11 protein-coding genes are annotated in these 14,750 nt (G+C 54.0%); 1 reads left to right on the forward strand and 10 read right to left on the reverse strand.

Annotation, left to right across the window (positions count from 1 at the left end):
- From K5905_RS11480 to K5905_RS11525, 10 genes are all read right to left on the reverse strand, one after another.
- On the reverse strand, positions 1–1,071 hold a 1,071-nt coding region (locus K5905_RS11480), incomplete at its 3' end, for a hypothetical protein (RefSeq protein ID WP_297583802.1).
- 131 nt (positions 1,072–1,202) lie between these two features.
- A complete protein-coding gene (tssH, locus tag K5905_RS11485; RefSeq protein ID WP_297583805.1) occupies positions 1,203–4,010 on the reverse strand; it encodes a type VI secretion system ATPase TssH in 2,808 nt (935 codons plus the stop codon).
- Positions 4,011–4,035: 25 nt separating this feature from the next.
- Positions 4,036–5,580, reverse strand: a complete 1,545-nt coding sequence (tssG, locus tag K5905_RS11490) for a type VI secretion system baseplate subunit TssG (protein ID WP_297583808.1) — start codon at positions 5,578–5,580, stop codon at positions 4,036–4,038.
- Complete coding sequence (tssF, locus tag K5905_RS11495) at positions 5,577–7,574, reverse strand: type VI secretion system baseplate subunit TssF (RefSeq protein ID WP_297583811.1); 1,998 nt, start codon at positions 7,572–7,574, stop codon at positions 5,577–5,579. The genes tssG and tssF overlap by 4 nt, the downstream gene beginning before the upstream one ends.
- Entirely contained in the window at positions 7,571–8,122 is a 552-nt protein-coding gene (gene tssE, locus K5905_RS11500; protein WP_297583814.1) for a type VI secretion system baseplate subunit TssE, read from the reverse strand. The genes tssF and tssE overlap by 4 nt, the downstream gene beginning before the upstream one ends.
- Before the next feature lie 121 nt (positions 8,123–8,243).
- Positions 8,244–8,729, reverse strand: a complete 486-nt coding sequence (locus K5905_RS11505) for a type VI secretion system tube protein Hcp (protein WP_297583816.1) — start codon at positions 8,727–8,729, stop codon at positions 8,244–8,246.
- A gap of 203 nt (positions 8,730–8,932) precedes the next feature.
- Positions 8,933–10,456 carry a type VI secretion system contractile sheath large subunit gene (tssC, locus tag K5905_RS11510; RefSeq protein ID WP_297583818.1) on the reverse strand — a complete coding sequence of 508 codons (1,524 nt, stop codon included), beginning with the start codon at positions 10,454–10,456 and terminating at the stop codon, positions 8,933–8,935.
- Positions 10,457–11,011, reverse strand: coding sequence for a type VI secretion system contractile sheath small subunit (tssB, locus tag K5905_RS11515; RefSeq protein ID WP_297583821.1), 555 nt, complete (start codon positions 11,009–11,011; stop codon positions 10,457–10,459). It abuts the gene before it with no gap.
- A 279-nt stretch (positions 11,012–11,290) separates the two neighbouring features.
- Positions 11,291–12,577 (reverse strand): type VI secretion system ImpA family N-terminal domain-containing protein, encoded by a 1,287-nt coding sequence (locus tag K5905_RS11520; RefSeq protein WP_297583824.1) that lies wholly within the window; start codon positions 12,575–12,577, stop codon positions 11,291–11,293.
- Between the two features lie 63 nt (positions 12,578–12,640).
- Entirely contained in the window at positions 12,641–13,354 is a 714-nt protein-coding gene (locus tag K5905_RS11525; RefSeq protein ID WP_297583826.1) for an OmpA family protein, read from the reverse strand.
- Between the two features lie 393 nt (positions 13,355–13,747).
- Between K5905_RS11525 and K5905_RS11530 the strand changes: the two genes are divergently transcribed.
- Positions 13,748–14,750, forward strand: a 1,003-nt coding sequence (locus K5905_RS11530; protein ID WP_297583827.1) for a type VI secretion system Vgr family protein, incomplete at its 3' end; no start/stop codon positions are given.

Raw genomic sequence — 14,750 nt, forward strand, 5'->3', positions numbered from 1 at the left:
GCCATAGGCCTGAACTTTGGATTGCGCACGCTTGAGATCTTCCCGATATCTGCCCAGGGCCGCAGCCAACTCCTCTGCCCATTTGCTGGCTTCAGCGTGACTGTTGATGTTTTGCAGGAACCTGATCCTGATTTTCTCAAGACCTTCCTGATTGCCGCGGGAGGCAATGAAAATCGCTCGTTCAAAGGCTTTTCGAGAACCGTAAGATCTTTCCAGATAATCGCGTTTGAGTGTGGAGATATGCGCAGAAGTTCTGCCCATCTCGGCTGCTGTGGCCATCATTTTCTGATAATTGTCATAGGCAGCCACGGCGTTCTTGTAGCATTCAAGCAGATTTTCCAGAACGTCTAGAAATTTGGCTGCTGTGCCTGCGCGAACACTGCCCTTGGTTTCATGTTTCAGCGCGATGATTGCCTTTTCCAGCGTGCCCATGACGCCCTTGAGTGTCTTGACCACTGAGGCGGCTTTTTCCGCCAGTTTCTCGTAGTCGATTGCGTCCTTGTTGTTTGGATCGCTCAGCACCTTCATGTCAAAGAGACCGCCGATCAGATCGGCGAGGGTGGCCGTCTCTTCCCCGAGCAACTTCAGCGACGCCTCGATGGCCTTTCCGGAGCCACCTGAGCCGTCGCCGCCATCCATGGCCCGCTTTGCGTCAATAAGGTCCTTTGAGGAGCTCAGTACGGTTTTTGTGCCTTTCAAAAAACCGGAAACAGCCTGCGTGCCAGGGAGGATCGCCAGAATTGCTTCACAGAGTTTCCCAAGCGAGCAGATGCCATGCGCAGCGACAAGCGCATAGCTGTAATCGGACGATTTCTGCATTCCTGCCAACTGTTCTTCAGTTCCGGTAATCAGTTGGCCGTAACGATCCCGCATTGTGACCGTGCTGCGTGCCATGTCGGAAATCGTTGTCATCTGCTTCGGAACCGTCCGCTCGATGTCCAATGCCTCGCAAAACTGTTTTTCGAGAAAGCGCACGCGATGCAGCCAACCTTCGGTGTCCTTTCTGGCTTCGACAGCGGCATCGTATTTCTTGTTTGCCGAAAAGCTGAGTTCGCCTTCTTTTTTGTCCATCGTCTGGCTCTCCTAGGCCACCGAGCGGGCGACACCTGGTATTTGTTTTGATCCAGCAGAATTCGCGCCGCGGGAACGGGCATGAAAATAGGACATCATCTCGTGAAGTCCGCTGGCAGAGCTGCGCAGTTTTATTGGGTCGACACGGTCAGTGCATTGTCTGTTGCCGATATGGTTGCACTGCCGATCTCCTCGCCGTTCATTTGCGCCGTCAGGAACGAGCGTGACAGCTTCGGCAAAAGGTCGTTTGTCAGGATGTTGTCGATCATTCGTCCGCCGCTGTCCGGATCCCTGCAAAGTGAAACAATGTGTGCGACGACATCGTCGTCGAATGTCAGCTCCGCATTCCTGTTTTGGCTGACCCGTTTGACGATCCTGTTCAGTTGCAAACGCACTATGAAACCCAGCATGGATGGGGAAAGCGGATAATAGGGGATGGTAACGATCCGTCCGAGCAGGGCTGGAGGAAAGACATCCAGAAGGGACGGTCTAAGTGTTTCAGCAAGAGCTTCAGGGTCCGGTGCATTAGGGTCCGTCGCAGCCAGGTTCATGTCGCTGGAGACCGGCGCATCCAGCATGTGGCTGGCTGCATTCATGATGATGTCGGTACCGACATTGGACGTCAGCAGGATAAGCGTGTTGCGGAAATCAATTTTCCGGCCCATGCCGTCTTCCATCCAGCCTTTGTCAAAAACCTGAAAGAAAATCTCATGGACATCGGGATGAGCTTTCTCGACTTCGTCAAGAAGAACCACCGAATAGGGTTTGCGCCGGACGGCTTCCGTCAGGCGTCCACCCTCACCATAACCGACATAGCCGGGAGGAGCGCCTTTGAGACCTGAAACGGAGTGCGCCTCTTGAAATTCGGACATGTTGATCGTGATCAGACTGTCCTCACCGCCATAAAGTGTTTCTGCAAGTGCCAGTGCCGTTTCGGTCTTGCCGACACCTGACGGGCCGCACAGCATGAAGACGCCTATCGGCTTGTCCGGATTTCCGAGTTGAGCGCGGCTGGTCTCGATCCGCTTGGAGATCATCGCCAGACCATGTGCCTGGCCAATAACCCGGCGATTGAGGCTGTCGGTCAGGTTGAGGATCGTCTGCATCTCGTCCTGAACCATTCGGCCGACCGGAATGCCGGTCCAGTCCGAAATGATGCTGGCAACGGCCTCATCGTCCACATAAGCGTAGACCATGCGATCATCTTCCGGGATTTGGGATAGTTCTGAACGAAGGTCATGCAGTGCTACGCGAATTGCGTCTTCGTCGTCCAGGTCCACATCGAGGTCGAGTTCTATGTCATCGATCGCGACCAGGGCCGGCCCGTCATGCTCCGGATCTTCGATTGTTGCATTTTCAGGATGCGGGGACGGATCGCCCCCTTTGAGCTGCATCAGCGCCGTGTTCAGATGTCTGATACCGGCAACCAGTTTTCGTTCCCGTTCCCACTCTTTACGAATGTCGTCGATGTCATTTTCAGTTTCATCAATGGCCGCATTGAGCGCATCAAGCTGTTCCTGATGGTCCATCCCGAGTTCTGTATCGTTGGCCAGAGCAAGTCGTTCCGTCTCCAGGAAGCCTTTCTTCGCAACCAGATCTGAAAGTTTCGCCGGTTGCGCTGCTTGTGAGATATTCACGCGAGCTGAGGCCGTGTCCAGCACGCTGACCGCCTTGTCTGGGAGCTGGCGTGCGGGGATGTAACGATGCGACAGCGAAACCGCAGACTTCACGGCGCTGTCGAGAATGCGAACCTGATGGTGTTCTTCCATCGGGCCAAGCAAGCCTCTGACCATGGCAAAACACTTCTCTTCATCCGGTTCATCTACCTGAACCGGCTGGAACCTGCGCGTAAGCGCCGGGTCTTTTTCAAAATGCTGGCGGTATTCGGACCAGGTTGTGGCCGCCACCGTGCGCAGCGTTCCGCGCGCAAGCGCAGGCTTCAAGAGATTGGCGGCATCTCCGGTGCCGGCAGCTCCCCCAGCCCCGATCAAGGTATGAGCCTCGTCGATAAAGAGGATTGTCGGGACAATGGACGCGTGCACTGCATCGATCACGGCACGAAGCCGTTTTTCAAATTCGCCTTTCATGGATGCGCCCGCCTGCAGCAGGCCCAGATCGAGCGCGCAGAGACGCGTTCCAAAAAGCGCCGGTGGTACGTCGCCTGCAATTATTTTTTGCGCGAAACCTTCGACTATCGCCGTTTTGCCGACGCCTGCTTCTCCGGTCAGGATCGGGTTGTTTTGCCGCCTGCGCATCAGCACATCGATCACCTGTCGGATCTCATCGTCGCGACCCACAATCGGATCGAACTCCTCCGCACGGGCGCGCGCGGTAAAGTCGACTGTAAATTGGGAAAGAGCATCTTCGCCAACACCGCTCCCGGGGGCGGCTTCTGCAAATTCTCCGCCGTCGGCAGGTGATGCGGCCTTGGGGCCGGATCCATCAATCGGACGGGCTCCGGTTTCAGCGGAAGCACCCGCGATCTTGTCCAGATCTCGAACAAGGACGTCCCGATTGAGTTTGTCGAGCGCAGGCGAGTAGCTCAGAAACTGACGCCAGGTTGTCCTGTCTCCCATTGCGGCAATGACAACGTAGGCAGAACGGATCTTGTAATCACCATATCTCAGCGTGCCTTCAAACCAGGCGCGTTCCAAGGCTTCCTGGAACGGGGCCGCCATGGACGGCAACTCTGTCTGGTTTATCTTAAGATCCGAAATCGCCTGCTGAAGGTCTGCATGTACCGAACCGACATCAATGCCGAAATGACGAAGGATATGAACAAAGTCCGTGTTTTCATCGCGCGCGAGATAATAAAGCCAGTGCAGAATCTCAAGGTGGCGGTGACCGGAACTTTTGGTCAGCCGCATGGCTTTTTCCAGGCAGTCATAGCTGATGGTAGTCAGCTTATTGGCAACGGTTTCAACCAGAATGTCACTCATGGTGTCGGCCTTTCAAACTAGAGACCTATTGATAGACAGTAGTGTGTCTGCGCACCGGTCGGAAACGGGTATCGGTCAGCATTCCGTCGTCTTCATCGTCGAACTCCGGTTCCTGTTCCTTGGCAACAGCCGGCTTTAGCCAGCCGATATGTCCAAGCGTGGCAGAGTTGTCCCGATCCATATGGATCGCCGATGCGCATTTTTTGGGAAGAGCAAGTTCGATTTCGTATTCGATCTCGAGGCCCAGATAGAAGTCGATGAGATCGAATAGTCTTTCGGTCCACGGATTTGGTCTGGTCCGGGTGGGGGGGAGAAACTTCCTGTATTCCTCCAGAGATCGAGTAAAGATCCGGATGCGAATCTTGTCACTGACGCTGTAAACTCTCGCGCCTACGATTGTATCGCATCCGAGCTGTCCTGCGTTTTCCGGTCCCAGGCTTCCAAGGGTCAGTTGGTCGTCCTGGTCCAGATGCAGCCATGTTCCGACGCATTGGTCGATTTCCACATCCACGCCGAAGACGCCTGTAACCAACGCCTTCAGCCGTGCAGCGCTTTTGGTTTTGGGAGAGGACAATCCCGCATAAAGCAGTTTCAGGCGATCATCGATGCGATCCAAATCTCTATAGATCGGAGTGCCGATACCGATCGCTGAACCCAGATAGGCTAGAAACCGGTCGTCATCGGGTCGGTCGTGTTGAACTATGGGGCGAGCGTCGGCCCAGGCTCGGAAAAACAACTGAACGAAGCGGTTGTTGAAGACATCGAGAAATCTCGGAAAGCTGTCATCTCCACGCAGCCCCCGCATGATTGCTTCGTCCGTCATTGCGGCAGGAAGGGCACCTTGCGGGCCAAGCAGACCCAAAAACCGCTCCAGCAGCACAAGTCCGCCGTCACCGTCTCGCGTGGCGCGCTCGATGGTTGAGGTAGCGAATTCGCTAGAAGGATCTTGGCCGAAACGGACGATGTCTTCCATCAAGCGGCGGCTCTTCCCGATCCGCGGAGGTGCCGGTTCTTCCTCTTTTTGTAAATTTCCAGCGGATTTTTTTGCTTCCGGTGCTGTCTGTCCTTCCAGCATGCGCAGGACAGCCAACAGATCATGGCCGCCAGGATGTTCCTGGATGCGGTCACTCAAGGCCGCCAGAAGCGACGCATATTGTTGTTGAACCGGGACTTCGATGCGAGGTTCGGTAGAGGAGGCCGGCGGGATTTCGGGAGCCTTCTCGCCTACGTCCTTCCTCTCGAGATCGTCTTCATGGTCCTCTTCAAACGTATCTGCTGGTGTCGCTGATATGAAATCGGGTGGAGGAGTGGGGGAAGCGTGGGTTTCGATTGATTCAATCGTAGGCGATTGTATCGTTTGCGTGTGCGCTGGTTCCGTTTCGAAACCGCCGTCCGAAACTGGCAAGAATTCATTGAGGTCTTCCGGCTCCGTCTCCAGTTCGGCCGTTGGGCCGGGCCAAACCGCAGACTTGGGACCGGGAAACTGCACTACGGTTTTGTCGCGCGCGGAAGAGGGGCGGTCCCGCTCGTCTTTGCCTGTCTTGAGATCTTTGTCGTCCGTTTCGCTCATAGGATCCCCTGCGCTCCGATCCTTGGCGGCCATTTCATGATTGCGCCGCGTTCGCTTGTCGCGATCACGCATTGAGTGAAATGGTTTATCGACGCATATTCAGCAATAAACCTGTCCAATATTGCTCCCATAAGAAAGGCGCTTGAACCTTCAAAGGCCTTGTCGTCCAGTGTGATTGTCACTTCCAGTCCGCGCGCGACCCCGGTTCCGGATTTTTGCTGAAGCCGGCGCACAACGGGGCGTGTTGAAACGGATTGAACGGACTGGGCCTGGCGATCTGCAGCGTTATCGGAGAGTGGTGCAAAGACACTCAGGATATCGCGGAACGAGCGCCCGTCCTGACCGGCAGCGTCGTGAACCAGACCTGCATGATTGAGAGCGAGGATATTGATGAGGCGCCACGCGATCGCGCCTGCATGTCCTTCTTCACCGAGGCGTTCATTGTAGGACAGCAATGGTGGACGTGGTGCTGTCGGCCCGGCGATGCAATCAACCTTCAGGCCGACGTCTTCCAGAATTCGGAAATCACCGATATCGGATTTATCCGGGTTGCTACCGACAGGCAGATCTGCTGCCAAAGACCGGTTGGAGGCCATGACTTTCAAGGAGAGTTCGGAAAGTTTCTTGTCACCGCTTTGCAAAAGCGCAGCCGCCTGAGCGCCGCTCGATATCGTTACGAAGGTTTCTGTTCCAATATAGGGGCTTGGCTGCATGCGTCGAAGTTCGGACGAGGATTGCCGACGAGGCAAGCGCCGAATTGTGTAAAACCATTCGTGTCCTGCCTTGGCCGTATCCGGCGCAACACTATAGAGCGGTTCGACCGCACGCTTTTCGCCACCCGAAAAATGAGCATTCACTTCCGTCACCGCATGAACTTCGTAGTCGAGTGGACGGGTCCGGTCCGTGATGACAGCGAATTCGTGCTGCCCTTTTTTGATTGGCACCCTGTCCGTTTGCCGTTCGAACAAATTCACGGCAGGTGCGGAGTGAAGAGCGAAAATCTTGTGGTCGACATGGGCGGGCAGGCGAGTGTCCGCTTCATCGAATACAAAAACGACATCAAACGACTTTGCGTGGATGCGATCCAGTACGCGGCGCAACCCGGTCAATCGGAAACCCAGGAAGCTGCGTGGGAAATTAAAATAATCGCGGATGTAATCAAATCCGGTAAAGAGCCTGCGGTCGTTGCGCAGGAGCGCATCTTCCTCATCAAACCCGAGTTGTTCAATCGAGTTGACGGGCAGGCGGTGCAGGGTTGTTTGACCGAAAGCATCTTCGGTTCTGAGATAGAGGGCAATCGTGTGGCCGAAGACTTGCTCGTAGATCTTCGCAGCCATATCCAACGGACCGACCAGACGGACCGGCAATTCATCTATCCGGCATCCGGCAACCTGAAACTCCGGTTTTTTGAGGGCTTCCTCCTCGGAAACTTCGTTTTCAGGGTCTTCGGCGGTTCTATGGGTCAGCGAAATTGTCAGGCCGGCTCTTACTCGCCGGTCTTCAGCCATCTCCGCACCCAACCCGGACACCTGAGCAGAAGAGCTTAGATAGCGGGCACTCGTCAATTCCAATGGCGTCAGAGTTATCGGGGCCGCCAACGTAAATCTGCATCGGACTTCGCCCTGGCGTTCACGGAAGACGGCTTCCATGGGCGCGTGTCGGTCGATTGTGATTCCAGAACGCAAATTCGCATCGCCATATTTGGGCGTGACGCGTGCAAGTACCATGGAAGGGATCGGCGCAAGTGCTGTCGGATAGAGCTGTTCGAACAGATTGGACGTGAATTCCGAAAACTCGTGCTTCATCTTGAGTTGAACCCGAGCCGCAAGAAATGCGGTTCCTTCCAGAAGACCGGAAAGCATCGGGTCCGAGCGATCTTCCAGCAGACCGCCCAATCGTTCGGCAACAGCGGGGTAGGCTTCAGCAAAAGCTGCGCCTTGCTCACGAAGGTAGGTGAGTTCCTGATTGTAGAGATCCAGAAATTCCCGGTTCATGCCGTTGCCCCGACTATCTTGATGCGGCCGAAGGAAGGATCGACATCGGCAATGAATTCACTTCCGACCCTGATGGGGTCACAGCGTATTTCCGCCTTGATCAAAAAACGAACTTTGAATGTTTCACTTTCGACATTGTCGTCTCGAACAACCTGGAGTGTTCGAGGGTCCATGCGCGGCTCGAAACGGATAAGAGCCTGACGGATATCGTCCGCTAGACGATCAATGCGTATGGAGTCGACAACGTGAACGGACAGATCCGGAAGGCCATAATTGAGAATGGAATTCTCAACTTCCGGAAAGTCGGAAAGGCTCTGTGTGGAGTTGAGATTGACCGTGTTCAACAGGGCTTGCAGGTCCCGGCGGACTTCCGAGATCAGTGTATGTTCCGAAACACCGTGAGCTCGACTGAGACGTCGCCCGGATTTCAATTTCTGTTCGCCTTGACTTTCATTCTGCCGGGCTTGCGCAGCTTTGTAGTCCGGGTCGTCCAGTGCCCGGAACGCCCACATAAGCGGGGAGTGCAATTTCACGTTCGATTTGGCCATTGATAATGCCCCGCATGGAATTGCCCGGTTCGGAAGAGCAAACGAAACCGGTTAGTGAACCCGGTGTTCCTGAGATGGCGTGACCGCCGCACTGAGCGCGGCGGTCGAACTGTATTGCGCGTTACTTCTTTTCGTTCGCCGCGATGTCCCAGGCGAATTCCGGTGCAGCTCCCTTGGAGCCGTCTGGTTTCTGTTCGGTGTAGATGTACTTGTATTCACCGAAGTTCAGAGTGAGGTTTTCCGTAATACGATCGTCGGATCCGCTGCCGCCGCTCGAAACACTCGTGACAATGATGTCCTTCATTTCGATCTTGATGTATTCAAGCGGGTTGTCGCCGGCTGCCTTGCGGACATACATGGTGCCGTTTGCAATATGCTTGCCGGTGGAAACGTGCTGCAGCAGAACCGGCGTTGATTTGTCGACATATTTCGTGACGCTCAGGTCCTGAAAATATGCCTTGCCGGAGCCGGAGCCACCGCCCATGTGGGTTGTGCCGGACTGCGTGGCACCCCATGACCAGGACAGAACGTCAATCTCGTCCTTGTGGCTCTTGTCCTGTGCTTCACCTTTAATGCCTTCAAGTTTCAGAAAAAAATCGACAGCCATAATAATACATCCTCTTGGTTGCTGACGGCCTGGGGCTATTGCCCGGCGTACTGCTTAGCTGTTCCTTACAACTACCTCGGACTTTTAAGTCCAAACCCCTGGGCGCCTTCGCGCCTCGTTTGCACCTCCACCCGGCATGACCGGGCTGCATCCGGGTGGATGCTTGCCGGCAGGCGGAAACCGCCCGCCCGGCAATTTGGAAATTAGGATCCGTCTTGCGGAATTCTGGAAGCCAGGCTCATGCCGATGTCCATGCCTTCCAGCTGATAATGGGGACGAAGGAAAAACTGAGCTCTGTAGTAGCCGGGGTTTTCCTCGTCATCGACAATGGTGACCTTCGCTTCCCGAAGCGGTTTGCGCGCTTTGGTTTCCTCGGTGGAGTTGTCCGGATCGCCATCGACATAGTCCATGATCCAGTCGTTCAACCACCGTTGAAGCTGTGCGGATTCCTTCGTCGAACCGATCTTGTTGCGCACCATCACTTTCAGGTAGTGAGCAAACCGAGTGGTCGCGAACATGTATGGCAAGCGTGCGGACAGATTGTCAGACGCCGTTGCATCCTTTCCGTCAGGGCCGGAGAACTGCCGTGGCTTGAAGACGGACTGCGCACCGAGAAACGCTGCCTGATCCGTGTTCTTGCGATGAATGAGCGGGATCAGGCCAAGGCGGGATATCTCATGCTCCCGCCGATCCGAGATCGCGATCTCAGCCGGACATTTCTGATCGACTCCACCATCATCAGTTTCAAAGACATGTGTCGGAAGTTCTTCGACAAGTCCGCCGCTTTCCACGCCACGGATCCGGACGGTCCAACCGAATTCCTTGTAGGCACGGTTGATGTTCGCCGCCATGGCGTAGGCGGAATTCATCCAAGAGTAATTGTCGTGGTTGTCTTCGCCGAATTCTTCTTCGAAGGCAAACTCCTCGACTGGGTCGGACTTTGCACCGTAAGGCTGCCGAGCCAGTACTCGCGGCAGAGAGAGGCCGAGATAACGTGCATCTTCAGATTCCCGCAAGGTCCGCCATTGTGCGTGGATTTCCGTGTCGAAAATCTTCGACAGGTCGCGCTTGGCCGGAAGCTCCGTCCAGCTCTCCATCTGCATCAATTGCGGGTCTGCAGCTGCCAGGAAGGGAGCGTGCGCCGCCGCCGCAATTTTCGCCATGCCGCGCAAAACGGTAATGTCCTGCGGGTCGTAGGAAAACTCATAGTCACCGACCAGGCAACCATAAGGCTGACCGCCAAGCTGACCAAATTCAGCTTCATAGATCTGCTTGAACAGCGGGCTTTGATCCCATTTTGCACCTCGGTAACTTTTGAAGACGCCGGCGAGCTCGCTTTTCGAGATGTTCAGGAACTGAAGTTTCAGCGTGGCATCGGTTTCCGATTGGTGGACGAGATAATCCAGACCACGCCAGGCACTTTCAAGTTTCTGGAATTCAGGTGCATGGATGATCTCATTCACCTGGGACGTCAGTTTTTCGTCCAGCTTCGCGATCATCTCGTCGATAGTGTCGTAAACATCATCCTTGATCAGGGCCTGGTCGGATAACGCCTCTTCCAGGAAGGTCGACATTGCGCTGTCGACCAGTTGGTTGGCCGTATCGTTTTCGCTTTTAATCCGGAAATTCTGTTTCAGGATGGAAGCAAATTCCTCAGGACTTTTTTCACCCGCGACTTCGCCGGCTGCTGCGCCACTTTTTTCGGCGTTGGTGTCTGTATTGCTCATTTACGCCTCCTTCGTGTCGCCGCCGTCCGCAGCGCCGTCTTCAGACTGCGGTTTGTCGGCTTCAATTTGTTGAGCAAGTGCCTGCATCAGGGCTGGATCACGTGTCAGCTCTTCAAGCTGACTGATCGCTTGAACGCGCCCGTCCATCATGGTTCGGAGCGCCGCGAGGCTCTTGCGTGCTTCCAAAAGCTTGTTCAGGGCCGGAACTTGTTCAGCGACCTTGCCCGGTGTGAAGTCATCCATGCTCTTGAAGCGAAGCTGAACGCTCATCTTCGTATCGTCTTCACCTGAAAGCGTGTCCTTGACGGTAAAGGATGTACCGGGCTCGATCGCTTCCATCCGCTTGCTGAAATTGTCCATATCGATATCGAGCAATTTGCGCTCATCGATATCTGATTTTTCAATGCCGGGATTGTCACCGGAAAGATCGGCCATGACGCCCATTACGAAGGGTAATTCGACCTTCTGCTCCGCATCAAACGGATCTTCGTAAAAAATGTGGACCCGGGGTGGCCTGTTACGCTTGATAAAGCTTTGCCCGCTATTCGATGCCATTGTACTTGCCTTTCATGTTTTTGACCTATGAAGAAAATCGGTCAAACTCAGTCAAATACTCGCGCAGGGCTCTTTATTTGTTTTATTACGTCTTGGTTCTGCGCTCTTCGTTGTTGTTCTTTATGTACTTTGGTTGTTCGAAATTAGAAGTGATCACAGTCACATGATCGCTGGTTTGGAAATTTTCTTTAAATATTGAGGACCTGTTAGTCGCTTCTGTCAAGAAAGAAGGGTGGAACTCTAGGTGAGCTAATTCGTTATGTTGGTGCGAAACTTAGTCTACTCATCTTCCGGTCGAAGAAAGAGGTTCAGGAGGCCGGTGAAGGAGCCGGAGCTCATATTTTGTGCTTCATCCAGCAGTAACGGTATCGGGCTGGTTGGTTCGTTGGAGGAAAAATAGCCTTTCACGGATGCAATGCCTTTCATGGCGTCGGAGCGGCTTTCAACCACCATGACAGCGAAGTCTCCAATCTCTCCCAAATCTTCAGAACCACTCTGGTTTAGGTCGATCAGTCGGTCGTTGGAAAGTTGCAGCCCGCTCGTTCCCAGGAGAAGGGCAACGTCATCGAACCGGCGCGGCATCAGAATTTTAAGAGCATCGAGATAGGACTTGCCGACGAGGCCCCGCGCTTCGCGAACCAGGAAGAGGGCCGGGTGCGAGGGTTCGCGTGTTGCAAAATACTCTTCAACGGCATCCAGAATAAGTTTGGCCTGGGCTGCGTTTTGGATTTCAGTTGGTGTTGCTGAGGAAGTCTGTTCGGGTTCCGATGACGTGTCTTCCTCGGTTTCATCTGCTCCTTCGCCAGCCGTGTCCGGGGCAAGGCGGCCAAGTCGTGTTTTAAGCTCCGTGCCAATTTCAGTTATCAACTGACGGAGATCTTCATAATCGGGCGGTGTTGCCTTGGCACCCGTTTCCTTCAGTTTATCGGCGCAGATGTCTGAAATTGCCAGAAGCTCACCCGGCAGGTCTGCAAGGTCGGCAAGGACGTCATCAATGACATCCTGTTCCAGTTCACCCGAAGTCAACGCAGCTTCGATAGCCCCGAGAGAAATGGTGTGTTCTTCCTCGCGCGCCGTCGCGTTACCGGCTGCAATCTGGATTGCCCGGTAGCTGATGGGGCCGCTTCGGCGCGTTTTTAGAAGGGGAGCGGACTCGAGCGGGAGTATGACCGTGGGACGGTTGTTCAGCGCCTCCAAAGCGCCCATGCGCTCCATGTGACCAAAATCGGCATCGGTCGGATGCACGTCTTCCCAGTGGTGTTCCAACAGCCTGCGAACAACCCTGATGGAGTCGGCAAACTGGTGAAGTTGTCCGCCAAGCAGCGAGAATTGAGCGAGAAGAACCAGCAATCTGAGATCTCGGGATTGCTTCAGAAAGCTGTCCATTTGTTTGTAGAGGTCGGTAAAATCGACTTCTGACCGGTCGAATTCGCTGAACCGTTCCGGCAGTATTTCTTCACAGGAGTCCATCAAGGCTGCAAAGGCAGGCTCGGTGTCATACAAATCAGGACCGCAGCCGGCGCCTGCTGCAATTTCCGTGGCATATATTTCTGGGTCGAAATTCATGTTTGCCCCACCTTGATGTACGTCCAGCCGAAAATCACGGCTGGACGAGGTTTTGCTCCGCCTTTACTCCAGAACCAGTTTGCTTTCGACGCGACGGTTGGATGGGTCGTTGATGTTGGCGGCCTTTGGTCGTGTTTTGCCGTATCCGACCGTTTTCAATCGGACGCGATCGACACCAAGGGAAACAAGAAACTCAGTAACGGCCTGCGCACGATCTTCGGAGAGGCGCTGGTTGTACGCGACCGAGCCAATGCCGTCAGTATGACCCTCAATCACAAAATTGGCACTCTTCAAATCTGGATCGCCAATACCCTTTGCAAATTCGCGAAGGTTTGCTTTCGCGGCAGGGCTCAGCCGTGCTGAGGCATATTCAAATGAAACAAGGAGATTGAAACCGGCATCGATTGCCTTGGTTTCCGGATCGACCACCAGGGTCTCGGCAGTCTGTTCGTTGCCCTGGGCGGTTTCCGAGCCGGTTGGGGCAGGGGTGACGGCAACCTGACCGCCAGTGTCCTTGGAATTGCCGGGATTGCACTCATCCCTCGTTCCAATACACAGCGCCCGCGTTGTGCCGCTTGGTTTCAGGGAACGGGTCTTGAGTTGCTTGAAATGTCGGCTGACTTCGTCTGCGGAGTAGGTCGCATCCTGGGCAAGAGCACTTTGTGTCGTCGCAACCGGAGTTCCTAAGACAAGCGCCAAGGCGGTTGCCGCGACAAGACGGCTATTGAAAGGGCGAGCAAATTGGTTCCGGTTAGACGACTTCAAAATCTGGATCACGATCTAAATCCTCCCTTATGGAGTTGCGAATTGGTTGTCGCATCAAGCATTCGACTGCATCGTGCCATATCTTGGGAATATTAGTGTGGCGAAAGTCACTAAAGTGCGTTTTGATATCAGTATGTCTCATTGGAGCGAATTGGCAAGAGCAGCGAGGATCGATAACTTTAATGAGTTGGTTAATTAATTTGTGAAGAAGCGCGTAAATTGGAAACACAATTGCGGAATGTGGGTTTCAACGTTTGGTAACTTGCGCGATTGGTGTTTAAAGTATTTGCAACAATTGTGTTGTTGAACACATTATTTTTATCGGAAACGCCTTAGGAGACTGAAAGAAGATAGCTGAGAAGCCGTCCTGAATTCAGGAACCGCAGACTTTCCGAGGAGAACTTCGTGGCCCAGGGACAACTCAAACAATCGCACCGTATGGCCGAATTGATCTCGGTCTTTGGCAAGGATGAACTTTCCGTTGTCACGGTCGAGTGCGACGAGGGGGTGAGCGAAGATTTTGAAATTCGGCTAGAAGTGGTCAGTCAGCAGGAAGATCTGGATTTCGACCAGGCGATTGCCACACACATGACCGTCAAAGTGGTCACCAACAAGGGTGACGTGCGCTATTTTGATGGCCTTCTGACCGACGCCAGATGGCTTGGCCATCGAGACGCCTATTACCTCTACAAACTGACGCTTCGACCGTGGTTCTGGTTGCTTACCAAAAATTCCAACTGTCGAATTTTCAAGGATAAATCGGCTCCGGACATTATTTCGGAGGTTCTTGGGCAGCACGACTTTGCCGATCATCGCAAAAAACTGACGGAAAGCTACGACCCTATCCACTATTGCGTTCAGTACAGGGAGTCCGATTACGACTTTTGCTGCCGCCTGATGGAAGAGTTCGGAATTTCCTATTTTTTCGAACACAAGAACGGCAAACACACGATGATCCTGGCGGATGCCAAGTCTTCTTACAGCCCGATCGAGGGTGATGCGACCATTCCGTACATTCCGATAGGCGGTGAAAGTCAAAGAAACGAGGAGCATCTCTACCATTGGATCCCGAGCCGGAAATTCCGGACGGGCAAGTTTGCTGTCAATGATTACGATTTCGAAAAACCGAGTGCATCTCTCGAAGCGGACAAGGACGCGGGCTCTGCCTATCGGGCAGGAGCGCTTGAACATTACGATTATCCCGGTCGTTACACAGAGAAAGACAAGGGAACAAAATACAGCAACATTCGTCTGGAAGCGGAGCAGGCTTCCGACAAGCGCATCGAGACGGCAGGGGAAGTACCTCGCTTGTATGCGGGAGGGTTGTTCACTCTGAAAGACCATCCGCACGGACCGCAGAACAAGGAATATCTGGTCGTTCGTGCCAGCCATCAGATTATCACGGAAC

It is taken from the genome of Roseibium sp. (assembly GCF_025698965.1).
Taxonomy (GTDB): domain Bacteria; phylum Pseudomonadota; class Alphaproteobacteria; order Rhizobiales; family Stappiaceae; genus Roseibium.